Origin of the sequence: uncultured Methanobrevibacter sp. (assembly GCF_902771435.1) — an archaeon.
In the GTDB taxonomy this organism is placed as follows: domain Archaea; phylum Methanobacteriota; class Methanobacteria; order Methanobacteriales; family Methanobacteriaceae; genus Methanocatella.
The window spans coordinates 1-25,441 of sequence record NZ_CACXXB010000022.1 but is presented as its reverse complement, the minus strand read 5'-3'; the positions used below and the strand labels follow the sequence as shown (position 1 = coordinate 25,441).

Annotated in this window: 27 protein-coding genes; 15 read left to right on the top strand and 12 right to left on the bottom strand. The window is 34.4% G+C overall.

Annotated features, from left to right (window positions below):
• Positions 1 to 50: 50 nt before the first annotated feature.
• The gene (rrp42, locus tag QZU83_RS07235) at positions 51 to 836 is read left to right on the top strand and encodes an exosome complex protein Rrp42 (protein WP_295610857.1); all 786 of its coding nucleotides are present in this window, start codon (positions 51 to 53) and stop codon (positions 834 to 836) included.
• Here rrp42 and QZU83_RS07230 read toward each other — a convergent pair.
• From QZU83_RS07230 to QZU83_RS07205, 6 genes are read right to left on the bottom strand one after another with little or no spacing between them, the layout of a single operon-like run.
• Entirely contained in the window at positions 833 to 1,462 is a 630-nt protein-coding gene (locus tag QZU83_RS07230; protein WP_295610855.1) for a molybdenum cofactor guanylyltransferase, read from the bottom strand. The two genes, rrp42 and QZU83_RS07230, sit on opposite strands and share 4 nt — an antisense overlap.
• 18 nt (positions 1,463 to 1,480) lie before the next feature.
• Positions 1,481 to 2,245 (bottom strand): hypothetical protein, encoded by a 765-nt coding sequence (locus QZU83_RS07225; RefSeq protein ID WP_295610854.1) that lies wholly within the window; start codon positions 2,243 to 2,245, stop codon positions 1,481 to 1,483.
• A gap of 21 nt (positions 2,246 to 2,266) precedes the next feature.
• On the bottom strand, positions 2,267 to 2,830 hold the full coding sequence (gene cbiT / locus QZU83_RS07220) for a precorrin-6Y C5,15-methyltransferase (decarboxylating) subunit CbiT (protein WP_295610852.1): 564 nt from the start codon (positions 2,828 to 2,830) through the stop codon (positions 2,267 to 2,269).
• Positions 2,831 to 3,379 (bottom strand): UbiX family flavin prenyltransferase, encoded by a 549-nt coding sequence (locus QZU83_RS07215; protein ID WP_295610851.1) that lies wholly within the window; start codon positions 3,377 to 3,379, stop codon positions 2,831 to 2,833.
• Positions 3,380 to 3,387: 8 nt separating this feature from the next.
• A complete protein-coding gene (locus QZU83_RS07210; protein ID WP_295610849.1) occupies positions 3,388 to 4,617 on the bottom strand; it encodes an HD domain-containing protein in 1,230 nt (409 codons plus the stop codon).
• A 1-nt stretch (position 4,618) separates the two neighbouring features.
• Complete coding sequence (locus QZU83_RS07205) at positions 4,619 to 4,906, bottom strand: hypothetical protein (RefSeq protein WP_295610848.1); 288 nt, start codon at positions 4,904 to 4,906, stop codon at positions 4,619 to 4,621.
• Between the two features lie 333 nt (positions 4,907 to 5,239).
• On the opposite strand from QZU83_RS07205, the gene QZU83_RS07200 reads away from it, so the two are divergent.
• Together QZU83_RS07200 and QZU83_RS07195 are read left to right on the top strand one after the other, a co-directional pair.
• Complete coding sequence (locus QZU83_RS07200; protein WP_295610846.1) at positions 5,240 to 6,457, top strand: ammonium transporter; 1,218 nt, start codon at positions 5,240 to 5,242, stop codon at positions 6,455 to 6,457.
• 9 nt (positions 6,458 to 6,466) lie between these two features.
• Positions 6,467 to 6,805: a P-II family nitrogen regulator gene (locus QZU83_RS07195; protein ID WP_295610845.1), complete on the top strand. Its 339-nt coding sequence runs from the start codon at positions 6,467 to 6,469 to the stop codon at positions 6,803 to 6,805.
• 95 nt (positions 6,806 to 6,900) lie between these two features.
• Here the strand turns inward: QZU83_RS07195 and QZU83_RS07190 are convergent, their stop codons facing one another.
• Both QZU83_RS07190 and aroD read right to left on the bottom strand, forming a co-directional pair.
• Positions 6,901 to 7,503: a S24 family peptidase gene (locus QZU83_RS07190; protein WP_295610843.1), complete on the bottom strand. Its 603-nt coding sequence runs from the start codon at positions 7,501 to 7,503 to the stop codon at positions 6,901 to 6,903.
• 4 nt (positions 7,504 to 7,507) lie between these two features.
• Positions 7,508 to 8,185, bottom strand: a complete 678-nt coding sequence (gene aroD, locus QZU83_RS07185; protein WP_295610841.1) for a type I 3-dehydroquinate dehydratase — start codon at positions 8,183 to 8,185, stop codon at positions 7,508 to 7,510.
• A gap of 142 nt (positions 8,186 to 8,327) precedes the next feature.
• On the opposite strand from aroD, the gene QZU83_RS07180 reads away from it, so the two are divergent.
• From QZU83_RS07180 to QZU83_RS07165, 4 genes are read left to right on the top strand one after another with little or no spacing between them, the layout of a single operon-like run.
• The gene (locus tag QZU83_RS07180; RefSeq protein WP_295610839.1) at positions 8,328 to 9,053 is read left to right on the top strand and encodes a hypothetical protein; all 726 of its coding nucleotides are present in this window, start codon (positions 8,328 to 8,330) and stop codon (positions 9,051 to 9,053) included.
• Between the two features lie 11 nt (positions 9,054 to 9,064).
• Complete coding sequence (sucD, locus tag QZU83_RS07175; RefSeq protein WP_295610838.1) at positions 9,065 to 9,928, top strand: succinate--CoA ligase subunit alpha; 864 nt, start codon at positions 9,065 to 9,067, stop codon at positions 9,926 to 9,928.
• Positions 9,928 to 11,130 (top strand): hydroxymethylglutaryl-CoA reductase (NADPH), encoded by a 1,203-nt coding sequence (hmgA, locus tag QZU83_RS07170; protein WP_295610836.1) that lies wholly within the window; start codon positions 9,928 to 9,930, stop codon positions 11,128 to 11,130. The genes sucD and hmgA overlap by 1 nt, the downstream gene beginning before the upstream one ends.
• A 1-nt stretch (position 11,131) precedes the next feature.
• Positions 11,132 to 11,338, top strand: a complete 207-nt coding sequence (locus QZU83_RS07165) for a hypothetical protein (protein ID WP_295610834.1) — start codon at positions 11,132 to 11,134, stop codon at positions 11,336 to 11,338.
• Here the strand turns inward: QZU83_RS07165 and QZU83_RS07160 are convergent.
• From QZU83_RS07160 to QZU83_RS07145, 4 genes are read right to left on the bottom strand one after another with little or no spacing between them, the layout of a single operon-like run.
• The gene (locus QZU83_RS07160; protein WP_295610832.1) at positions 11,335 to 11,976 is read right to left on the bottom strand and encodes a DUF116 domain-containing protein; all 642 of its coding nucleotides are present in this window, start codon (positions 11,974 to 11,976) and stop codon (positions 11,335 to 11,337) included. The genes QZU83_RS07165 and QZU83_RS07160 overlap by 4 nt on opposite strands.
• Before the next feature lie 8 nt (positions 11,977 to 11,984).
• Entirely contained in the window at positions 11,985 to 12,437 is a 453-nt protein-coding gene (locus QZU83_RS07155; protein ID WP_295610831.1) for a hypothetical protein, read from the bottom strand.
• A gap of 37 nt (positions 12,438 to 12,474) precedes the next feature.
• Positions 12,475 to 12,630, bottom strand: a complete 156-nt coding sequence (locus tag QZU83_RS07150; RefSeq protein WP_295610829.1) for a hypothetical protein — start codon at positions 12,628 to 12,630, stop codon at positions 12,475 to 12,477.
• A 39-nt stretch (positions 12,631 to 12,669) separates the two neighbouring features.
• Entirely contained in the window at positions 12,670 to 13,686 is a 1,017-nt protein-coding gene (locus tag QZU83_RS07145) for a tetratricopeptide repeat protein (RefSeq protein WP_295610828.1), read from the bottom strand.
• Between the two features lie 119 nt (positions 13,687 to 13,805).
• Between QZU83_RS07145 and thsA the strand changes: the two genes are divergently transcribed.
• The 8 genes from thsA to QZU83_RS07105 all read left to right on the top strand — a co-directional run bounded on the left by thsA (position 13,806) and on the right by QZU83_RS07105 (position 24,947).
• Positions 13,806 to 15,449, top strand: a complete 1,644-nt coding sequence (gene thsA / locus QZU83_RS07140) for a thermosome subunit alpha (RefSeq protein WP_295610826.1) — start codon at positions 13,806 to 13,808, stop codon at positions 15,447 to 15,449.
• A gap of 421 nt (positions 15,450 to 15,870) precedes the next feature.
• The gene (locus tag QZU83_RS07135; RefSeq protein WP_295610825.1) at positions 15,871 to 19,974 is read left to right on the top strand and encodes a pseudomurein-binding repeat-containing protein; all 4,104 of its coding nucleotides are present in this window, start codon (positions 15,871 to 15,873) and stop codon (positions 19,972 to 19,974) included.
• Between the two features lie 148 nt (positions 19,975 to 20,122).
• Positions 20,123 to 20,833, top strand: coding sequence for a metal-dependent transcriptional regulator (locus QZU83_RS07130; RefSeq protein WP_295610824.1), 711 nt, complete (start codon positions 20,123 to 20,125; stop codon positions 20,831 to 20,833).
• Positions 20,834 to 20,920: 87 nt separating this feature from the next.
• Positions 20,921 to 21,436, top strand: coding sequence for a tRNA-intron lyase (gene endA / locus QZU83_RS07125; protein WP_295610822.1), 516 nt, complete (start codon positions 20,921 to 20,923; stop codon positions 21,434 to 21,436).
• 98 nt (positions 21,437 to 21,534) lie between these two features.
• Positions 21,535 to 22,632: a tryptophan--tRNA ligase gene (locus QZU83_RS07120; RefSeq protein ID WP_295610821.1), complete on the top strand. Its 1,098-nt coding sequence runs from the start codon at positions 21,535 to 21,537 to the stop codon at positions 22,630 to 22,632.
• Positions 22,632 to 23,249, top strand: coding sequence for a stage II sporulation protein M (locus QZU83_RS07115; protein WP_295610820.1), 618 nt, complete (start codon positions 22,632 to 22,634; stop codon positions 23,247 to 23,249). The genes QZU83_RS07120 and QZU83_RS07115 overlap by 1 nt, the downstream gene beginning before the upstream one ends.
• A gap of 43 nt (positions 23,250 to 23,292) precedes the next feature.
• On the top strand, positions 23,293 to 24,489 hold the full coding sequence (gene thrC, locus QZU83_RS07110; RefSeq protein WP_295610819.1) for a threonine synthase: 1,197 nt from the start codon (positions 23,293 to 23,295) through the stop codon (positions 24,487 to 24,489).
• Between the two features lie 257 nt (positions 24,490 to 24,746).
• Positions 24,747 to 24,947, top strand: a complete 201-nt coding sequence (locus QZU83_RS07105) for a histone family protein (RefSeq protein ID WP_292741980.1) — start codon at positions 24,747 to 24,749, stop codon at positions 24,945 to 24,947.
• The last annotated feature ends 494 nt before the right edge of the window (positions 24,948 to 25,441 follow it).

Below are 25,441 nucleotides of genomic sequence, written 5' to 3'. Positions count from 1 at the left end.
AAAAAGAAGCTTTAATGAAAAAATATTCTACAGAATAGTGGGTGGATAATATGGATATAGTACCAGAAATTACAAGACAAAGTATTACTAACCTTGTCAAAAATGATAAAAGAGAAGATGGCAGGGAATTAACTGAATATAGGGATATTTCTATTGAAACTAATGTCATTTCTAAAGCTGAAGGTTCTGCTCGCGTAAAAATTGGTGGAACTCAAGTTATTGTAGGTATTAAACCACAACTTGGAAGCCCATTTCCAGACACTCCTGATTTAGGAGTTTTAATGACTAATTGTGAAATGTTACCAATGGCTGATCCTACTTTTGAACCAGGACCACCTAGTGACGATTCAATAGAACTTGCACGTGTAGTTGACAGAGGAATTCGTGAAAGTGAATTGGTGGAATTGGACAAATTATGTGTTGAAGAAGGAAAACACGTATGGATGTTATTCATTGATTTACACATTATCGATAACTGCGGAAACCTTTTCGATGCATGTGAACTGGCTGTAATGGCCGCACTCAAATCCACTAAATTGCCTGTTGCAACTATTGTGGATGAAGAAGTAGTCCTTAGTGAAGATGAAACCTTTGATTTACCAATCAATAACGAATTGGCATTATGCACCTTTGTTAAAATTGGTGATAAAATGGTTATCGACCCAACATTGGATGAAGAAAGAGTCGCAAGTGCTCGTTTAAATGTTGGTGTTACAAAAGATGGTCACATCTGTTCCATGCAGAAAGGTGGAAAACATCCATTAACTAAAGATGAAATTCTTTATTGTGTAAATACAGCTATTACAAAAGTAAAAGAGTTAATAGAATATCTTTAAATGTCTGTTGGACGATTAAGATTTCTAAATTCTTTTTTTTCTATTTTTTTATTATCTATCAAAACAAATTTTGTATCTAATTTTGATATTAATCCTTTAATGTGCAAAACATCCTGATTAACTAATTCTTCAATAATCGGTATTGTATTTTTATTGTATACTGAATGAAGGGGTTCTGATGTTTTCAACTTGTTTTCTGAATCATGATATGGAACAATGGCCTGATATTTATTGTCCACTTCTGAAAAAATAGTATTGATATAGTTTTTTGAAACATATGGGCTGTCACATGGCAGTATTAATGCATAGTCGCTGCTGATGTATGACAGTCCGGTCATGATTCCGGGCATTGGGCCTTTGTTTTTGATTTTATCTTCTGCAAATGTGATGGTGTAGTCATAATCCTGAGGGTTGATAAATTCACGATATTTGTCTATCCGTGATTGTTCATTTAAAACAATTACGGCTTCATTTATTTGGTGGTTTAAAGTAGAAAGAATGTGTTTTATCATAGGTTTGTCTTGAATAATCATAGAACCTTTATCACGACCCATTCTGCTACTCTTACCTCCACATAAAATAATGCAGGATTTAATATTTTCATTTTTTTTAATATCACTACTCATATCAAATCCTCTGAAATTTCATTCTTTCACATAGACGTCCGCATCTTCATCGAACGGATTGGTACGTATGATCAGTGCAATCATGTATGGGTAATGTTTGTTGAGGTATCTTAAGTAATAGACCCATTCATACACCAATTTTTCATACACTCTTTTCATATCTCCATTCAGGTGTCCGAAGTCAGTGTCGTTTACAAGAGCCAAGTCTTTTCTGTGTTCCAGCTCTTCATCTAAGTGAAGAATGGCATTGATTAAGCTTGTAAACTCTTCTTTTTCAAGCAGATTCGGATTATTTATTAAGTTAATAATAAATTCTCTTTTATTTATCAGCAATCCCCTTAAGTTTTCCAAAAATTCTTCCCTATTTTCCGGGGCAATATCGATTGCAGAGAAATCAATATTTGAATTTTTAAGTTCATTCAACTTGTTTTCATAATCCTTATCTTCCCAGTTTTTAATTGATTTCAGATTTTCAGTGCTTGCTTTGTATTTGTTGGCAGCGCTTAACTGGGAAATCAATTCGTTTCCAACTTCAGAAAAGAAAGTGCTCATAAGCATGTCCAATTTTTCAAGCATTGCCTCTTTTTCTTTTCTTTCAATAATTTCATCAAGCAGGAACGCAACAACCAATATATCTACCGGAATGAAACCTAAATGTGTCCAGATGTATGATATAATGTGTTCAGCATCACCCAATACAAGGTAATTTGATCCATAAATAATAATTATTAAAATAACCATTAATATGGAGAATTTTATTTTCCAGCGTTTATGTCCATCCATTTTTAATCTCCAATTTTTATTTTATCTTTTTTTAGCAGTAATGATAGCTATCGGATTTTCGCTAATCATCATAATTCCACGGTCCAATACTCTTCCATTGGAAACATTGACTTCCATGATTTTAGGATTGTATCCCAAATCCTTGAGTTTATTTATAGCTTCAACTTTGGTATCCACGAGTATTGCAGTGATTATTATTCTGCCTTTTGAATTTAGTTTTTCATGAACAATGTCCAAAATATTTTCAAGTTCTCTACCGCTACCTCCAACAATAGCAATATCAACGTCATCAATATCTTTTAAGGCATTTGCTCCATTATCGTTAATTAATGTGACGTTATCCTTCAGACCAAACTTTTCAAGATTTTTTGAAGTCATTTCAATAGCTTCGGGATTTGTATCAATGGCAATCACTTCACGGGCTCTCTGTGAAAATTCACAGGTGATTCCACCGGTTCCGCATCCGCAGTCAACTACCTTGTCATCGGAGGTTACTCCTGATTTGTATATGATTATTGCTCTTATTGCTTCTTTTGTAGGTCCTGGAACATCACAGGATTTAATAAAATCCTTATCTTCTAACATTTACTCCCACCTTTTAAATAAATTGTTTTCAATTTTGAGAGAGTCTAAAATTTTGCCGACAACAAAATTAATCTGGTCTTCAACGGTATCATGCGCTGAATAAAAGCCAGGCATTGCCGGTAAAATTATGGCTCCTTCTTGTGATAATGTTAGCATATTTTGTAAATGAATGCTTCTGAGCGGAGTTTCGCGAGGAACAATAACAGTTGTCCTTCTTTCTTTAAGACTGACATCCGCAACTCTTGTTATTGTATTTGCTCCATATCCATTGGCTATTGATGATAATGTTTTCATGGAACATGGGACAATAGCCAAAGCATCTGTCTGGAATGATCCGCTGTTTATGGAAGCGGTCAAATCATTGAAATCATAATAAGCGTCTGCAAGGTTAATCACATCCTCAACCTTATATTCTGTTTCTGATTCAATAACGGTTTTACCAGCATCACTAATAACTAAACTGGTTTCTATATTTAATTCTTTCAACGCTTCGAGCAACCGGATGCCGTATATCACTCCGCTTGCTCCAGTAATCGCAACTACTATCATTTTATCTCCTAAAATAGTTTAATTTGATCATAATGAATGCCATGGAATTTTTCCCTGTCAATTTCAGGCAAATCAAGATAATTTTCTAGTTTAAATTTGGTGAATTTGGATTTTTCACTTTCATCAACGTAAACGCTGATGTCCGGAATATTGAATCTGGCTTTACTTAATGCGCCAATGATGTTTGATATTTCAGTTAAAGGGTATAATTTGCCGTCTACACTAACTTGAGTTTTCATTTCATCAAAACGAGGATATGCTGCAATGTTTATAAACACATAGTCTTTTTCAATGTCATAATCCTCAGCTATTTCCTCTTCGGCTTTTCTTAACTCTTTTTGTTCAATCTTGTACATTTTTTCAGGGTATTTGAAATTATCGAGCCTTATTGTTTTTACTCGTTTCATGATTTGCCTATTGTCCAACCTGGCCATGATGTCGTTTACAAATTTATCTTCGCAGTGTCTGAAAACTCCGATTATTTCGGCATCATCATATTTGTAAATGTCGTTTTCGTCAATGATGTCCTCGTCAATCACTTTTTTCAATGCCCTTCGGAACATGGAATTTACGATTCTTGTGGTGTGGTGCTGGTAAACGCTGGGATACATGAAATATCTTGAAACTAATGCTCCTTCCGCTGCCTGAACGCCCTTAATGTCCAAAATCAATCCATCATCTTCGAGCTTCAGATTGGATATTATTCTTTCATAGTCTATGATTCCATAGGCAACGCCTGTATTGTGTGAATCTCTTAAGAGATAATCCATCCTGTCCACGTCAAGTTCGCCTGAAACAATCGGACCGAGATATCCTTTTCCGTTGACGATATCTACAATTTCGTTCACGTCGAATTTTTCCTCGAGCAGATCGCACATTGATGTTTTGGTGACTACATATTTGGTTAATTCTTCATGAGGAACTGAGAGAACTCCTTCGGATACATGTGAAAAGGGACCGTGTCCGATATCATGCAGCAGAGCGGATGCCCTAATCAGTTCTATGTCGTCATCAGGCAAACCGAGTTCAGCTGATAGCTTGGACCCCAGATTCATAGTTCCAACGGAATGTTCAAATCGGGTGTGTGTGGCGCCTGGATAAATTAAACTTATTAGGCCTAGTTGTTTAATTCTTCTTAAACGTTGGAATTGTGGCATATCCATGATTCTTTCTTCAAATTTGTTTAAGCTAATATCTCCATAGACGCTATCTCTGATAAATTTTTTCTTTTCAGCCATTTTACCTATACTCCCAGTTAACTGTAGTATTTTCAATCCATGTATTGTTCCAGCTTTTTACAGTCGTATTTGTAATGTTAGTGTTATTTGTTTTATTTTCAACTTTTGGAATGATTGTTGGAACTTCTTCAACATGATTCGGTTCAAACAGGTCATCTTCAATCGGACTTAACTTATAGGAGTCATTATCCTCAGTTATTGTTAAGCTTGCAAAAGCAGTGCTAATAGTAAACGCAATTACTGCAATTATTAAAAATACTATTAGATTGGCTTTTATCGAGTCTTTCATAATAACACTTTTTCCTATTTTAATTAAAAATTTAAACTATACAATTATTATTTTTCTTAAAAGCTATTATTTAAGATTTTCTTTAAAAAAAAGTTTTTAGTGGAAATTTTGATTTTTTGTTGAATAAATCAATATTGTTTTTGAATTGTATGGTTATTTGGTTTATTATTTTCAATATTTTGATGTTAATATTTCATTGAATTAATTTTTTACAAAAGGTTTATATACTATGGTGTTCAATAACAATATGTCGGAATGGTACTTCCGACATGTTACTTCCGGCGATTGCCGGCCAAGATTTATTTATACAAATTAATTACTAGAGAAGATAAAATGGATGTACTTTTTAACACAGGTGACACCGCTTGGATTCTCACATGTACTCTTTTAGTGCTCTTGATGAGTATTCCAGCTGTCGCATTTTTTTATGGAGGATTAAGTAAACGTAAGAATGTATTAAATACAATTTTTTTAACTTTCATTGCATTTTCAATTGTAAGTGTAATGTGGGTGATATTCGGATACCAGTTTGCATTTGGTAGCGATATAAGTGGTCTTATAGGATCACCGTCACATTTCTTCTTACAGGGAATTGCACTGGATGATTTAAATGGAACAATTCCGACATTATTGTTTGTAATGTTCCAATGTGCTTTTGCAGGTCTGACTGTAGCTCTTATTTCCGGAGCATTGGTCGGAAGGATGAAAACAAAAGCATGGGTGTTATTCACAATAATATGGGCCTGTTTAGTATATGTCCCTGTAGCCCACTGGGTATGGGGAGGAGGATGGTTAATGCAAATGGGTGCACTTGACTTTGCAGGAGGTGCAGTAGTTCACATGAACTCAGGAGCAGCCGCATTAGCTGTCGCATTGGTATTAGGAAAACGTAAAGACACTTCATTAATTCCTCACAACTTAGGATATGCAGTTCTCGGAGCAGCATTGCTGTGGTTTGGATGGATGGGATTCAATGGAGGATCCGGCCTTGCAGCAGATGGACTTGCAGCAAACGCAATCATTGTATCAAATGTTGCAGCAGCAATGGGTTTAATTGTTTGGACAGGATTAGATACATACATCGTTGGAAAACCAACAGTCCTGGGTGCAATATCCGGTGGTGTAGCAGGACTTGTGGCAATCACTCCTGCAGCAGGATTTGTGAATGTCCCTGGAGCATTAGTTATTGGTGCAGCAGCTCCATTCGTGTCTTACTTCGCAATTTATTACTTAAAAGCAAGATTCGGATATGATGATGCTTTAGATGTATGGGGAATTCACGGCATGTCCGGTGTATGGGGAGCGTTAGCAACAGGAATATTTGCAGTGCCGTCAGTAGGTGGAGTTGCAGGATTAATTGCAGGAAATCCAAACCAGGTCGTCATACAAATTATAAGTATCGTTGCTACTTTAGCATATTCATTTACAATAAGTTTCATATTGGCTAAAGTACTGGACAAAGCAATGAACGGTATCAGAGTGGAAGAATATGAAGAAATTGGTGGTCTTGACACAAATCTTCATGAAGAATCAGCATATAATCTTAATTAGGTGTAAAGTATGAAAAGTATTGTTGCGATTATAAGACAAGAAAAATATCAGGATGTTAAAAATGCCCTTTTGGCAGTTGGATGCGAAGGGATGAATGTATCTGAAGTAAAAGGAAGAGGAAGCCAAAGAGGAATTAAGGAATCATACAGAGGATCAAGTTACTGTATTGATTTAATTCCAAAGACACGTATAGAAATCGTTGTCAAGGATGAAGGTGTGGACGCTATTGTTGAAGCAATCAAAAAAGGTGCACACACAGGAAATATCGGTGACGGAAAAATATTCATCTATCCTATGGACAATGTAATCAGAATAAGAACAGGTGAAGAGGGGGACAGTGCGGTGTAACTCTCTAAGGCAAAAATTCTTTCATTATGATGAATTAAATATTCATAATATCTCCCTGGGAAATAGTGCTTTTGGCATTATTTCCTCTCTTTTTTTTAATAGTTTATTACAACACCGTTGATGTCTGAAACATCAACCCATGTCTCAATTCCTTTGATTTCATATAAAGCGCCGTTGATGTACTCATATGAAACATCCTTATTGTCACTTACAAGATGAATGGTATCGCCGTTAATGTCATCAACTCTTTTTATGATTCCGCCGTATTCTGCTGAATCGGCTACAACAATATCTCCAACATTAACGTTATGGGTTTTGTTAATAAGAACTGTTTGGCCGTCCTGCAGGGTCGGAAGCATTGAAGTTCCATCAACAATGACGATAACCGGAATTTGATTTTCACCAATTGATGAATCGAGAGTTATTTTAGCATTTTCAAGCCTATATGAATTGCAAATTTCATTAATCTTATTTTTATAAGTTGCAATATCTGTATCAGAATCATTCATTGCATATGTGGTGTATTTGCAGATTTCCCTGTTAAGGCTATCTGTGTCGACATCTGAAAGGGTATTTGTAGTGACAGTAACATTTTCACCGTCAATGTAGATTGATACGGTATCGCTTCCTAAAAATGTAAAACCTAAAAATCCAATAAAAATCAGTATTATTAAAGCTAAAATAATCTTTTTAGCCATAAAATCACTCGTCCATGATATTCAAATCCATATTTAACAATGCTTTCATTGTTTCAATGTCAATTTGTCCTGGTGCAGTCACATCAGTTCCTGCCGCAAATGTGATTGGTGAATCGAATTTGGATGCCATAACTCTGGTGTAACTTCCCAAATCTCCCATTGAAATAGCGATGGTATCCTTACAGTGTGAAAGAACAGCCAGAATAGTTAATGTATCTTCTAAATCCTGTGGCATAAATGCGACTTTGGCAATGTCTCCAAGTTCATGTTCCTTTTCAACAATGTATGTGATTTCATTCAAATCAGGTGTTTTTTCAAAGTCATGATAAGAAACAATTGTTTTAACACCTGTATCATGGATCTTATTTATGTATTCATCGTTGCATTGAAGTTCAATATCAACATAGTCAGCCAAATCACAGCATTGGTATAAAATATTGATTCGCTCTTCTTCTGAGCCTTTAAAAGAGCCGCCTTCAGTATTAATTCTATTGGTAGCTATAATGGGGAAGTTAATCTCTTCAATAGTACTTCTAATCTCTGTAATGTCTGGCTTTTCCAGTGCATCAATTCTAAATTCCAATATGTCTGCACCCTTATCGATGCAGTCATTGGCTACTTCAATAACATCTCGGCAATTCTTTTGAAAAATAGGAATTGCAATTTTAGTTTGAGAATACATTAATTATATATTTATTTAAAGGTTATTTATTAAATTTTCTTCAAAGCACTCTTAATCTTTATATAAATTAAAAAACAAAATATATATCAATAAAATATTTATATTTTATTTATTAATTAATTCAATGATGAAAGGTGTTAACTTGAAAATAACAGCTATAGGTGCAGATATATCCAAAAATGACGTATCCTGCAGTTCTAAGCTAGTAGAAACTATTGAAAATAACCTTCATAAACTTAAAGAGTTAGGTGCAAGGGATGCAGCTTTAACCAATGTCACTGGTGATGATGTTGTTATAAGCGCATTTGTAGAAGATGACTTGCTTGAACCTGTAAATGAAGGAATTGTCAATATATTAAAGGAAAGTGCTGAAAACCTGGGGGATTTGTCAGGAATCTCACAAACTCCGGAAAATGCCGGAGAAGGTGTTTCTTATGCACAAGCCAGTATCAGACCTGACAGATATCCTGATGCAATCGTTTTGGGTTTTGATACATATGGGGGAGAACCGTTTGTCGCAGATGTTGCAAATTCTGCAATAGAAGCTGCAAAAGGCATGAAAAATTTAACTGATGTATCAGATTACATTGAACCTAAAACAAGAAAAATTCCTGGCGTCGGCTATGTTTCACCGGAAACTGATGATCCCGTTGTTGCGGCCACTGTTGAAAACATTGAGTCTGTTGGGGTAATAGCTGGTGCAATGATTGGAGCAGCGCTTGGAAATAAAAATACTTATTTGGTTAAAAGAGGAACAACCTGCAATGTATTGCCGGGCAGTGTCATATTTTCCGCTACTGCGTTCATGAACGGCAATGTAATAGATTTGGCTGTTCCGTTTGAAAATAAAACTAGAATATTAAGATAGGAGTATAAATTATGATTTTATTAAATGAAGATACAAAATGTTTAGTTCAAGGAATTACCGGTAAACAAGGTTCATTCCACACAGAACAAATGTTAAAATACAATACCAATATTGTTGCAGGAATCACTCCTGGAAAAGGAGGTCAAAAATTCTTGGACAAAGTGCCAATTTTCAATTCCATTGAAGAGGCAAAGGAAGATGTTGACGTTAACTCTTCAATTATTTTTGTACCTGCAAAATTCGCAAAAGATGCGGCATTTGAAGCAATAAGACACTTGGATTTAGTTGTCATTATTTCAGAACACATTCCAGTTCATGACAGTATGAAAATCATGGCATATGCAAAAGAAATGGACACTACAGTCATAGGTCCGAATACCCCTGGAATCATATCTCCTGGAGTCGGTAAATTAGGAATCATGCCAACCCACATTTTCAAAGAAGGTAATGTTGGTGTAATATCCAGAAGCGGTACATTAACATATGAAATTGCAAGTGAACTCACTAATGCCGGAATAGGTCAAAGTACTGCAGTAGGTATTGGTGGAGACCCAGTAACCGGAGACAATTATGTGGATATCCTGAAAAGATTTGAAAAAGACGACCAAACCGATGCAGTTGTATTAATCGGTGAAATTGGAGGAACTGCAGAGGAAAGAGCAGGAAAATTCATTGCTGATGAAATGTCAAAACCGGTCGTATCATACATTGCAGGAAGAACCGCACCTCCAGGCAAAAGAATGGGACACGCCGGAGCTATCATTCAAGGTTCTTCAGGTACTGTCGAAAGTAAAACAAAAGCTTTAAATGAAGCTGGTGTTGAAGTGGCAATTAAACCGTCTGAAATTGTAGAGTTACTTAAAAAGGTTATGTAATGTCAAATCAGGAAATTATTGATAAATTATTAAGCGGCGAAATGAAACTTTATCAGGTTGATAAGGAAGTTTCAGCTAAAGAGGCAACAGATATTAGAAGAGAATTCTTAGAACAGAAATATGATTTGGATTTGTCTAATATCTCTAATTATACTTTGGACATGGAAAGGGCATCAGCCCGTAACATCGAAAACTCAATTGGTGTTTTACAGCTGCCAATGGGGATTGCGGGGCCGTTAAAAATTAATGGTGAATACTGTCAAAGGGAAGTATATGTTCCTCTTGCAACCTCAGAAGGAGCACTTGTTGCATCTATTAACAGAGGTGCTTCAACAATTTCTGCATCTGGAGGTGCAAATGCAAGGGTTGTCTCTGATATCATGACACGTGCACCTGCAATCAAATGTGATGGTGTAAGTGATGCTTTAAAGATAAAACAATGGTTTGTCGATAATTTCGATGAGTTGAAATCCATTGCAGAAAGTACAACTTCTCATGGTAAACTACTTAAAATAGACCCTATCTTAATAGTTGGAAGCTATGTATATCCAAGATTTGTCTTCTCAACAGGAGACAGTATGGGAATGAATATGGTTACAATAGCTTCTGAAAAAATTCTAGATAAACTGGCACAGGATACCTCTGCGACACATCTGGCATTAAGCGGTAATGTGTGCGTTGATAAAAAGCCTGCAGCTATAAACATTGTTGAAGGAAGGGGAAAAAGTGTTATAGCTGACATTTTAATTCCAAAAGAGATTGTTGCACGTAAACTCAAAACTGAAGTTGATACTATAGTTGAAGTAAATACCGCTAAAAACTTGATAGGTTCAGCTGCTTCAGGAAGCATGGCATTCAATGCCCATTATGCAAATATGGTTGCAGCAATATTTTTGGCAACCGGTCAGGATGCAGCTCATGTTGTTGAAGGATCTTTGGGTATTACAACAGCAGAAAACCGCAACGGCGATTTATACTTTTCAGTAAACCTGCCTGATTTGCCTGTTGCTACCGTTGGTGGCGGAACAAGTCTTGAAGTTGCCCACGAAGGGTTGGAAATCTTAGGTGTTGCAGGTTCAGGAAAAGCACGTGAATTCGCAGAAATTGTTGCATGTACAGTTTTAGCAGGAGAACTGTCATTAGTTGGAGCTATTGCGGCAGGACATCTTGCAAGGGCTCATCAGCAACATGGAAGAGGATAGAATGGATGATTTTTTAGATTCATTATATCCTGAAATAACTCTTGAAACTGATGATATTGTAATGTCAATAGCTGTTAAAAAGGATTATTCCCAAATCAAGGATTTGGATAAAAGAAAAGAAGAGTTTTTCAATGATTTAAATGATTTCATCAGGCAATTCAGTGAAACTCCGGAATCTGATGATTTCATGAAATATTTTGATGATTAGTGTTTGGAATCAATTTTTTCAAATACTTTTTTAACATTTACTTTTGTTTCAAAACAGCCTGTTTTTTCAAGCAGAACTCCCTGAGGGCAAAAATCAGACAGCAACATCATCATCTGGTTTAAATCTTCATGGCAGGCTACACCAAGAACTGCCTGAAATTTATTTTCCATAACTATTTTTTTAACAAAACTTGATCCCGGAACTATATATAGCTTATATCCTAAAGGTTCTGACTTTTTCTTGATTGCACCAATTGAACATAATCCGCATTCGGTACAGTTCAGTCCTTCTTTTTGAAGAGTTGCAGGACAGTCTTTATGTCTTAAACAGTGGGGAAGAAAAATCAATGTTTTTTCTGCAGGGATTTGTCTGAATTTTTCCTTGTTGATTTCGTCCCTGACCTTTATTGCTATGTCATCAATCAGATAATCATCCAATTTCAGAAAATGAGCGATTGTCTTAAATGGGGAGTATAGCAAATCAACAATATACAGCAGGAATCTTGGGAATTTTATTTGGTTTTTACGTGCAATAAGATATCCTAAAATCAATACTACAATGAAGAGTATGACAATTAGAATAGCTACAAAAACTACCAATTGGCCTAAAAACATGTAAAATGAATCAATGAATAACATTTTTTAACCTAAAATTCCTCAATTGTAAAATTATCAATCTGTCTATTTAATTTGACGCCGGTAGGGGTTTTTATTATCTCAAGGCCGGATAAACTGTCACAGGAACATAAAATATTTTGTTCTGGGTGTGTTCCAGGGGTGATATTGCAGTTCAGGTTTACCCCATCTCCTATTGATATCACTGTTTCCAGTCTTTTGGTTGAAGGATGGTCTTTGTTCAGGATTATCAGTGGAGATGATTCTTCACGGCTTAAGTAGGCCTGAGCTCTTATGGCCCGTTTATCTTTTTTAAAATTAGATACTGCAATAATGTCGTCTGATTCTAAAAACTGCACTATTTCCTCGTTGTCCTGTGTAGCTATAAACAGCATTTTATTTTCATAGCCTACTTTAACAATACCGACAATTCCTGTTTCGCCTTCAAGAAATAGTATTTCATCATTTTTAAAATCAATATTCATAAAAATCACTAAAAAATAAAAAATAGAGTAAATAAATTTACTCTGCTAGTTCAACGTCATCACTTTGACATGATGGACAAACTACTTTTTTCCCAATACCTTTGAAGGTATTGCCACATGCTTTACAATGGTATTTTTTTGTTTTCAATTTTTTCAAATCAATATCGGCCATTGGGCCTCCGCTAGAACACATTTAAAATCACCTAATTATATTATATAACATATATTATATTTAATATTTTATCAATTCCTGAAGGTTTTCAATCTTTTCGATAAGTTTTTCATCATTTGTCAAGTTATATTTCAACTCTAAAAAATATAGTGTTTGGCTGTATAGCTTGTTTTCTTCATATTCCCTGATGAACTCATCCAGGGTTTCTAAAATGAAGGGATTAACTCCCAATTGTATATTTTTGTTTTTAATTATTTCCATGGATTCATCCAATGACAGATCAATGCTTTTGTCTTTATTTTGAATGTAATTTATTTCCGAGTAGGCCATCGGATTCAATTCATATTCCATGCTGTATCGAAATAGTGCAAATGCCGTTTCAAATTGGTTCTCTTCAATGTAATAATAGCCGAGTGACCTGTAGCTTCTTGCAATGTCCTGAGGCATATATGCATATTTCAATGCGTCTGTGGCATACATGAAATACTTATTATAATTATATGTGTGAAGTTTGTAGATTTCACATAGCTCCAGTATTATTCTTGATGAAACAGGATTGATTTTAATGGCTTTTTTGAGATATTCCTCCGCTTTGTCATATTTATTTGTCTCAAGGAGTAAAAATCCATATATATAATATAAGTCAAGTACAGGTTTGTTGTCGGGAATATACCTGACGATTTTCTCAGCACCGACATACTTGTAAAACAACAGCTCCTCCAATGGGTTTGTAAAGAAATGGTATTCGCTAACTTTATCGTCTTCAAACATTGCAGGATAGTTTTCAATGAATTTGTCAAGCTTTTCCAAAGCGATTTTAAATTCGCCCATTTCAATATCCTGTGAAACGTCATTTAAAATGTCCATAATCGGATTTTCTTTTTCGGATATTTCTGCGAATTCCATTTGCTCCTCTTCGGTTAGGCAATCCCACATCATACGTGATATTTCACGGATTATTTCCTTGTTATAAGGATGATCCACGTATTTTTCCATTTGTGATGACAGATATCTTTTATTCAATTCCTTGTTTTCACCCAAGTTAGCTTTAATTTCATTTATAATTTCTTCGTACATTAACACACCAAAAGTTATTTTAATAGGTAATATTTTTATATTACCTCTAACCTATGTTATATTGTATAAAAACTTAGTTTTATATTATTTTATTTAAAAATTTTAAAGGTGATTATAAAATGGCAAATCAACCAATATTTATCCTTCCTGAAGGAACCGAAAGATATTCAAAAAGAGATGCTTTAAGAATGAATATCACTGCCGCTAAAGTATTGGCAGGTATTGTAAGAACTACTTTAGGTCCTAAAGGTATGGATAAGATGTTAGTTAATTCATTAGGTGATGTAACTGTCACTAATGATGGTGCAACTATCATGAGAGATATGGAAATTAACCAACCTGCAGCTAGAATGCTTGTAGAAACCGCTAAAAAACAAGAAGATATTGTTGGAGACGGAACCACTTCAGTTGTTGTAATTGCAGGCGAATTATTAGCTAAGGCAGAAGAGTTATTAGAAGACGGCATCGCAACATCAGTTGTTGTTAAAGGATTCAGAAATGCAACAGCAAAAGCAGTTGAACTCTTAAACGAAATTGCAATTGATGCAGATGATGAAGAAACCCTTAAAAAAGTTGCTGTAACTGCAATGAGCGGTAAAGGTTCAGACTACGCAAAAGAACATTTGGCAGATTTAGTCGTACAGGCTGCTTTAAGAATCGAAGAGGACGGAAAATCCGATATCGACAATATTAATATTCAAAGAGTTTCCGGAGATTCAGTAGAAGATTCATTTTTAGCAGAAGGAATTGTAATCGACAAAGCTCCAGTATCTAAAAGTATGCCAAAAGATGTTAAAGATGCAAAAATTGCTATTATCAAATATCCTATTGAATTGAAAGAAATTAACACTTCTTCTAAAATAGACATAACCAACCCTGATCAATTTGAATCTTTCTTACTACAGGAAGAACAAATGATTAAGGATTTAGTGCAAAAAGTTATAGATTCCGGATGTAATGTATTATTCTGTCAAAAAGGTATTGACGACATGGCAGAACACTACCTGAAAAAAGCAGGAATCATGGCTTACAAAAGAGTTAAAAAATCTGACATGGAAAGAATTGAAAAAGCTACCGGAGCTAAATTCGTATCTGACATTGAAGATTTAACTCCTGACAAATTAGGTACTGCTGGTCACGTATATCTTGATAAAATATTTGACCATGAATTAACCTTCATTGAAGAGTGCGAAAATCCAAAAGCTTCCTCTATTGTTTTAAGAGGCAGTACCCGTTATGTAACTGAACAAATTTCCAGAGCTATAGACGACGCTTTAGGCGTAGTTGCAGCAACCATTGAAGAAGGAAAAGTTCTCATTGGTGGTGGAGCTTGTGAAATCGATTTAGTAAAACAATTAAGAGAATACGGTGAATCTGTAAGTGGAAGAGAACAGTTAGCTATCTTGAAATATGCTGAAGCTTTAGAAGTCATTCCAAGAACTTTAATTGAAAATGCAGGTTTAGATACCATTAACTTAATTGCTGATTTGAAAGCTGCCCATGAAAAATCCAATTTAATCGGTATCAATGTATTCACCGGTGAAGTGGTTGATATGAAAGAAGCTGGAGTTATTGAACCTTTAAGAGTTAAAATCCAAGCTCTTCAATCTGCTGGCGAAGCTTCTGAAATGATTTTACGTATTGATGATATGATTGCAGCAAGAAATGCATTAAGTTCAACCGGACCTGATGAGTCTGGTAATGATGATAGTGGTATGCCTCCAATGCCTGGTATGGGTGGAGGAATGCCTCCGATGATGTAAAATTTTTAAAAAATTTTTACATTTTTCTTTTTTTTATTTTTAAAGCTTATTTTTGATTATATTCGATTATTTTTATTGATTTTTAATCTAACTTGAATTAAATCTATGTTTTTAGTTAGCATGGCCTTAAATTATATGTTATTTCATATGATAAGTCATACAATAGGGATTTATATTTTAATATAGTCAAGTAACTTTAAATATAGTTTCATATAGTTTTATCCTTTTAAAAGCTAATTCAACTATAATTTTACTTAATTCTTTATTTTCATAAAGTTTTAGGTTTATTTTTAAAAAATAAAAGAGAATAATGCTTTTTTCTAAATAAAAAGGTTTATATAACATATTTGTAATAAATATTGTTGATGTGAGAATGTATACTCACTGAAACTTTAAAAAATTGTTATGGAGGTAAATTATTTTGAAAAAACAATTATTACTCACTGCTTTTTTGGCACTTTTGGTAATTTTTACAGCAAGTGCAGTATGTGCAAGTGAAGTAAATGTTACAGATTCATATGCTATTAGCTTAGTAGATGACACATCAGATGCTTCAGTCCCATTGGAGAAAACTGCTGACTCATCAGAGATTTCTGTATCTAGTGTTTCAAATGTTGATAATGATTCATCTAAAGTATCTCTATCAAGTGAAGAGGTTTTAGGATCTGAAAATTCAAATACTTTATCAACAGTAACGAATTCTAACGATGGTACAAATGGGGTTACCAGTTTATCTGTGTCTTCCGATAAGGAAGTGCACGGGGCGGCCGGTGATGTTTCTTCCAATGTGAATATTACAGATACCATCAAATCAAGTGATTTAACTAAATATTATAAAGGAAGCACCAAATACACAGCAACTTTTACAGATGCTCAAGGAATGGTTTTAGCTAACACAAATGTCAAACTAGTTATAAATGGTGTTACTCGCACTGTAAAAACTAATGCTAATGGGGTTGCTTCTGTTGCAATTAATCTTAAACCAGGCACTTATAAAGTTGTTGCAACTAATCCGGTTACCAAATATTCAGTAACCAATACTTTTAAGGTTTTAACAACAATTAAGGCAAGTTCTATTACTAAGGTGTATACAGATAAGAAGAAATTCAAAGCTACTTTCTTAAATAGCAAAGGTAAAGCTTTAGCCAATAAAAATATTAAGTTTAAGATTAATGGAAAATCTTATACTAAAAAAACAAACAGTAACGGTGTAGCTAAACTATCACTCGTTAATCTTAATGTGGGAACTTATAAAATAGTTTCTTACAATACCGATGGTTTAACTAAAACCAGAACAGTCAAAGTTATCAAATCAACCACTTCTAAATTAACTGCTTCTGATTATACTTTTATAAAAGGCGGCAGCAATACAATAAAAGTTACTTTATTGAATGGTTTAGGATATGCGCCTGGCGCTGGAAAAACCATTACATTCAATGTAAACGGCAAATCATACACTGCTAAGACTGACAGCAGCGGTGTTGCTTCAATCAAGTTACCTAATTTAAATGCAGGTACTTATAAAGTAAAATATTCATTTGCCGGAAATGCTTACTATACTGCTTCAAGCACTACAAGCAATGTAAATATCATTGAGGATAAGACACCAACTTTTACCGTTAAAAGCGGTACCACTTTCGGTATCGGTTCAGGCAATTCATTTAAGGTTGCTTTAACATCAGGAAGTGTTCCTCTATCCAATAAGGAAGTTACTTTAACTTTGAATAATCAAGATTATACAAAAACTACTGACAGCAATGGAATAGTATCTTTACCTATCTCCTTGGCTGCTGGTACATATACAATTACTTATGCATTTAAAGGAGATTCAACCTATAATTCAAAATCAGGATCTTCTCAAATTACTGTAAAACAAAGGGATTCCACTTCTCTAACCTGGGATGGTGAAAAATCTCTCAATCAAGGTACTCAGACTATTAAAATATTATTATTGGATTCAGCTAAAAAAGCTATATCCGGAAAAACTGTTTCTTTAACTGTAAACTCAAAAAATTACACTGCTAAAACAGATTCCAATGGTTATGCAGCATTTAGTGTTAATATTGCTCAAAATGGAACCGCTTCATATAAATTTGATGCAGCAGGCGACAATGACTATGCTCCAAGTTCCGGAAGTACTCCATTCACTGTTGTCAAAAGTGCTGTTACTCCTACAACTGTTACTAGCGGTTACGGTTACTGGGTTTTCGGTGGAGACATGAAAAATGTTGACTTAAGCGCCCTTGCCTCTAAAGGAACTACCGATTTGTTCCTAAATTATTTTGCAGTTTCTACACATGGTCAATCTGCTGTTGAATCATGGATTGCAAGTGCAAACGCTTTAGGAATGAGAGTTCATATTTGGATGCAGGCATTTTATAATGATGGTGGATGGGTAAATCCTGTTAAAAACGGATCACCTAACACAGCTTACTTCAATCAAGTTATTAATGAAGCTAAAAAATATGCAGCCATGAAAGGTGTTGCAGGTATTCACTTTGATTACTTGAGATATCCTGGAACCGCTTATAAGACTTCTGGTGGTACTGCTGCAATTAACCAATTTGCAAAATCAGCCTGTGATGCACTTCACAGTTACAATTCAAAATTGATTGTTTCCTGTGCCATAATGCCTGAAACAGCCGATAACATATATTATTACGGTCAGGATTTGAGTGCACTCAGTTCCTGTATGGACGTTATCATACCTATGATTTATAAAGGAAATTATGGAACTTCCACCAGTTGGATCGGTACAACCACAAAATGGTTTGTGCAAAATTCAAAAGGAGCAAAAATATGGACCGGATTGCAGTCATATAATTCAGATGATGATGTGACTAAACTGTCTTTAACTAGTATTACAAAAGATGTTCAGGCTTCAATCGATGCCGGTGCAAAAGGTGCAGTAATATTCAGATGGGGTATTACCAACTTTGTTAACTTCAAAGGAATTACTGGTTATTCAAGCAGCATATCAGATTCATCAAGTTCTTCAACTACTCCTACATCAAGTTCTTCAACTGGGTCTGTATCCATTGCTGATGTATTAACAGCAGCAACTACTTTAAAAAGCACTATAGAATCCAAAAAAGCTATTCCTGCAAATGTCAATGTTGGTGGAGTAAGTTATACAACTCCTCAATTCTTGTACATGATGGCACAAGCTACAGTATTGATTAATTCAGGTAAATCAACTTCAATTTCACCTGTATCAGCTAGTGCTCCTTCAAGTTCCAGCGGTGATGCTTCAGGACAATTAGTTAAAACTGGTTATGTGGATGTTGCTTCCAGATTGATTAGTTTCATAGCAGCGAATAATAAAGCTCCTGCTTATGCTACTTCAACATTGGGCAATATCAAATATGAGAATTTGGTTGATGCATTTGCTAGAACTTTAGCGTTCTATAAATCCAATTCAGTAATGCCTAATTACGTTACTATAAAAGATATTCCATCTTCAAGTAGCTCATCCAGTTCATCAAGTTCAAGTTCAAGTTCTAGTTCTAATTCCAGTTCTAGTTCCAGTTCTAGTTCCAGCTCTAGTTCCAGCTCTAGCTCTTCAACATCAAAAACCATTTCAGTTAAAGATATCTTAACTGCTTCAACTAATTTGAAAAATTACATTTCAAATAATGAAGAGCTTCCGAATACAGTTACTGCAGGCGGAATTACTTTCACTTTACCTGAGTTCCTGTATTTAATGAGTCAGACTATATCTCAACTTGGAAGTTCAAATACTAATGATGTTGCTTATATGAAAGGAGTAAGCAGTCCGGAATCTCCATTCGGTGATAGTGTTGATTCCCAGCAATTTACCAAAGACAATTATGTTACTGTAGCGGGCAATGTTGCAAAATTCATCAAGCAGTATGATTTAGCTCCTAATTACGCTTCATCTGCTTTAGGAAAACTGGCTTATGATGTCCTTGTAGATTCATTCTCAAGGGTATTGGATTATTATGGCACAAATAAGGCATTGCCAAGTTATGTGACAGTTGATTATTCCGCAAGCAGTTCATACATTACCGGTACTGGATCCGGTTTAAATGAGAAAAATACTGCTAAAGACTTAACAGCTTACTTGAAATCCTCAACTAATTGTCAAGTTGGTAACAGCGCTATAAAATCTGTTGTAAATTCAATTACTAGTGGTTTAACTACAGATTATCAGAAAGCTGTTGCAATCTATAATTATGTAAGAGACCAAATTTCATACAGCTTCTACTATGACACAAGATATGGTGCTGTCGGTACTTTGAATGCCGGAACCGGAAACTGTGTGGATCAAGCACACTTAGTTGTCGCAATGGCCAGAACTGCAGGTCTTGCAGCAAGATACGTTCACGGAACCTGTGTATTCTCCAGTGGAAGTACCTATGGTCACGTTTGGGCTCAAGTTTTAGTTGATGGTAATTGGGTTGTTGCTGACGCAACAAGTTCAAGAAACTCATTTGGTAGTGTAGTTAATTGGAATACTAATTCATTCTCCTTACATGGAATCTATTCTGGTATTTCATTCTAACTTAAAAATATTTAAATAGTTGATTAATTTAACAATTAATTAACTTATCTTTTTTTTATTTATTTTTTCTCAAAAATTTAGGCATACCAAAACTTTTTTATAGTTCTAATTATATACTTTTATATAGTATTGAATTAAGGTGAAATTCATGGCTGAGAAAATTAGTGATAATATTGAGGAATATTTAGAAGTTCTCTATCGTAATGGAAGCAATGGGGAACAGGTTTCAACTACAACCTTATCTAAAGAGCTGGGCATCGCTCCGGGTAGTGTTACACAGATGCTTAAAAAACTGGAGAATTTAGGTTATATCACATACACTCCATATAAAGGAGCAACATTAACTGATGAAGGATTGCAGATAGCTCAAAAAATTACCAGAAAACACAGGATTTTGGAAAAATTCCTGCTTGATGTTTTAAAAGTTAGGGAAGAGAATATTCACCAGCAAGCCTGTGAAATGGAACATACATTATCTGATGAAGCTGAAAGAGCAATATGTACAATGCTGCATAATCCTGATTTATGTCCGGACAATAATGTAATTCCTGCATGTAATTTTGATTTTGATAGTTGTCATGATTGTTATTCTCAAAAAGATTTTGATCAGGTCATGAACAGAAAATTCAATTTGCTGTCAATTTCCGAGTTGACTTCCAACACTGAGGGTACTGTCTCATTCATTCGCGGAAGTTCTGAACTATTGGATGAAATATCTGATAAGGAAATTAAAGTTGGCCAGCATTTACACTATGAATTTAACGAAAATCGTTTAGGCGGCAATTATTTAATTACTGTCGACGATAAGGAGTTAGAAATTCCATTGGAGATGGCTAATAATATTTTTATTAGAATTTAACTTTTTTTCTTTTTTCATAACTTTTATATAATATTTATTTCAAAATTATTAGCATTAAATATAATTTATTTCTTTTTTGGTGTTTTAATGCGTGGAAACTTATCTAATGAAATTGTGTCTATTAAAATTGAGGAAGGTAGTAAAAGACCAGTTGCTTTGCATGAAAAAAGTAAATTTGGAAAAATTGAAGCTGATAGTCTTAATCTTTCCTTAATTGAAGCATGTTATCTATTAGAAAAAGGACGTCTAAACATTTTTGAAGATGATGTGGAGTGCACTATCGGTTATCTAATCGATATTTTAAAGGAACAGGATAATTATGCCAAATATGTTGTCTACCGTGATTTGAAAGACCGTGGATATGTTATTAAAACAGGATTTAAATACGGTTCAGAATTCAGGTTATACGACCGGGGCGGGGGTCCGGGTCAGGGTCACTCAGATTATTTGGTAAAGATTATTTTTGAAAATTATGATATTGATGCACTTGACTTTGCAAGTTATGTCAGGGTTTCTCATGGGGTAAATAAGAAACTTCTTTTAGCAATCGTCGATGATGATTTTGATATTACATACTATAATATAGAATGGACACGACCTTAATTTTAATTAAAGAAATCAATTATATTTTAACATGATTTTTTATTAAACATCATAATTATTGATAAGATATTTGATTTAATACATGTGTTGGTGATAATGTGGAAAATTTAATTGATCCATGGGCATCATTTAGCCTAGATTATGATAAATTGGTTAATCAGTTTGGTATTGGTAAAGTTTCAGATATTATTGATGAGATTGAAAACCCTCAAAGACTGATGAAAAGAGGAGTGATTTTCGGTCACAGGGAATTCAATGAAATAAATAATTTGATAAATCAGAATAAGGATTTTGCGGTTGTAACCGGTATGATGCCTAGTGGCCAGATGCATATTGGTCATAAGATGGTTGTAGACCAGCTAAAATGGTATCAGGAAAAAGGTGCAATGCTGTCACTGCCGATTGCAGATTTGGAATCCTATGCGGCACGTGGCATGAGCTTTGAAAAAGGACGTCAGATTGCAGTAGACGAATATTTGACTAACTGGATTGCATTAGGTTTGGATTTGGAAAAAGATAATGTCAATGTGTATCTTCAGTCTCAAAACAAATCTCTGCAGGATTTGTCTTTCATGGCAGCCAGCAAAACCAATTTCAATCAGCTGAAAGCTATTTATGGTTTCAATCCTTCAACCAATATTGCTCATGTTCAGGCACCGTTGGTTCAGGTTGCTGACATTCTGCTTCCTCAAATTGAAGAATTCGGAGGTCCGAAAAAGGTCGTTGTACCTGTAGGTATTGATCAGGACCCTCATATCAGATTAACAAGAGACATTGCCCAAAAACTTCATGAAGATTTAGGATTTTTAACTCCGGCTTCCACATATCACAGATTCCTTACAGGTCTGACCGGGGATAAGATGAGCAGTTCAAAACCTTCAACTGCAATCTATCTCAATGATGATACAAAAGATGTTGTCAAAAAAGTCAAATCCGCAAAAACCGGTGGAAGAGAAAGTTTAAAAGAGCAACAGGAATTGGGCGGAGAAGTAGATAAATGTGTTATTTATGAAATGTTGCTTTATCATCTGATTGATGATGATGAGGAACTTATGAAAATCAGAACAGAGTGTTTGAACGGAACCCTTCGCTGCGGAGACTGCAAAGTCAAAACCGCTGAACTGATGGAGGAATTCTTTGAAGACCTGCATGAAAAACAGCAGGAAGCCCGTGAAATTGCTAAAACATTGATATAATGATTGATGAAATTAAATTGGCTTTCAATGAAAATAAACTGGCTATTTATGTTGCAATAGCTGTATTTTTCATTTCTATGATTTTAGGATATATTTTTGAGCCCAATTTATATGGCTATTTTAATCCTGTAGTGGAGGAGTTAACTCAAAAAGTCCAGTCAGGTGTTGTTAAATTAACATTCACCGACATTTTCTTCAATAACATTAAAATAGTTTTTTCAATGTTTCTCTATGGATTGGTATTTTGTTTTTCAATTGCAATATTGGCTTTTAATGGGTTTTTTACAGGATATTATCTCGCCTCTACTGATAATCTGTTGTATACTCTCCTTTTGATAATTCCTCATGGGATTTTTGAATTTTCTTCCTGTATTCTGGCATGTGCCAGTGGTTTGGTACTGTTCCAGTTCCTATATGGATTTTTAAAATCAATTTGGCGTCAGGAGAGCCAATCTGCCAAATTAATTTTGCTGAATTCATTCAATGAAAATTCAACCAGATTAAAACAGGCAATTATTATATTGATAATAGCTTCAGTTTTGATGGCAATTGCCGGATTTGTTGAAACCTACCTGACAATACCGATTGCAAAAGCAATTATTTCAGTTTTAAGTTAAACTTTTATAATACAATATAAAAAAATAAATGTAGTGTGATTTTATGATAAGATGTGTTTCATGTGGACAAGAATATGATGACGATGAAGTAATCTACACCTGTGAAAAGTGTGGATCAGTACTTGAACTCGTCAATGAAATTGATGTTTCTAAAGATGTATTTGACGGAAGAAGAGATAATTTATGGAAATTTAAGGAATGCATTCCAGTAGATGAGAAAAAGATAGTTTCTCTTGATGAAGGAGGAACCCCATTCTGCAAATGCGATAAATTAGGTGAAGAGCTTGGAGTAAACCTGTATGTTAAGGTGGAAGGTTCCAATCCGACCGGCAGTTTTAAAGACAGAGGAATGACTGTTGGTATGACTAAAGCTGTGGAATTGGGAGTTGACACTGTAGGTTGTGCTTCTACCGGTAACACTTCTGCATCCCTATCCGCTTATGCTGCTCGTGCAGGACTAAGATGCATTGTATTTTTACCTTCCGGAAAAGTTGCTTTGGGAAAATTGGCCCAAGCTATGTTCCATGGTGCTGAAGTAATGTCAATCAACGGAAACTTTGATGAAGCTTTAGAGGCAATGACTGCACTTGCATTGGAAAAACATCTTTATTTATTAAATTCAATCAACCCTTACAGGTTGGAAGGGCAAAAGACTATCGGTTATGAAATCGTTCGTGATTTGGGCTGGCAATCCCCTGACAGAATTATATTGCCTGTCGGTAATGCGGGAAATATTTCAGCTATTTGGAAAGGTGTTAAAGAGTTTTATGATGCCGGATTCATTAAGGATTTACCAATGATGACCGGTATTCAGGCTGAAGGTGCCTGCCCTGTTACCAATGCATTTAAAAAAGGTGATAAACGTGTTGTTCCTGTTGAAAATCCAGAAACAATAGCTACTGCAATTCGTATTGGTGCACCTGTAAGTGATATTAAAGCTTTAAATGCAATTTATGATTCTAATGGTTATTCTGAAACTGTAACTGACGATGAAATTCTCGATGCTCAGAAGTTGCTTGCAAGAACTGAAGGTATTGGTGTTGAACCTGCTTCTGCCGCATCTATTGCAGGTCTTAAAAAACTTGTGGCTGAAGGTGTAGTTGATAAAGGTGAAACAATAACTTGTGTAGTTACAGGACACTTGCTTAAAGATCCTAATACTGCTATTGATGCATGTACACAACCTACTCAGGTGGATGCAGATATAGACACTTTAAGAGAAATTTTGATGAACAAATAATGCTTCATCAAAATCTTATTTTTTTACATTTTATTTTCAATTTTGCTTTTTATTTCTGATTATTTCTGATTAGATTTACACTTTTTTTGTTTTAAGTATTGTATGAAAAACATTTTTGAATATATTACTTGCTATTTTTAGGTTATTATAATTTGCTATTTAATGATGAAATCTTTCAAAATCAACACTATTTAACCAATATATTTATATATAAGCAAATTTAGATTATCTATTAACAAAATAATGAGGTGAATATAATGAGTGAATTACCAATTGCTCCTGTAGGAAGAATCTTAAAAAATGCTGGTGCACAAAGAGTAAGTGATGACGCAAAAATTGCATTAACCGAAGCTATCGAAGACTGCGGTAATGAAATTGCAGCAAAAGCTGTAGGATTTGCTCGTCACGCTGGTAGAAAAACTGTAAAAGCAGAAGACATCAAATTAGCAATCAAATAGATTTGCAATTTAATGTAGATAGTAATTTTTTACTATCTCTTTTACACTTTTTACTATTTTTGTTTTTTTAATTTTGTATGAATTATTTCTTATTTACATTTATATACTATACTAACCAATTTATTATTGTCTAGTTCTCTAGAATTATTTCATTAATTACTAAATTTTTATTTTTAGTTTTGCTAAAAATTATTATATGAAATTCAGAAGTATTTGTATTGAAAGTTTAATCCCTCTTATTTTTTTCTCGGGATTATATTTAGTGATATATGAATTATTCAAGAATTAGTATTATTAAAAACTATAATAAATTATTCATCTATTGAATAATTTGAGTAATTTCTATAGTTAAAAAATAATATAACTATATATAATTACATTATATTATGATTCATAAGAATTATAATATCTGCCGATGGATGGCATAGCCAGATGAAAAAGGAGGTATATTTTATGGCAAACATTTATGTAAAATTTGACACACCTGAAGAATT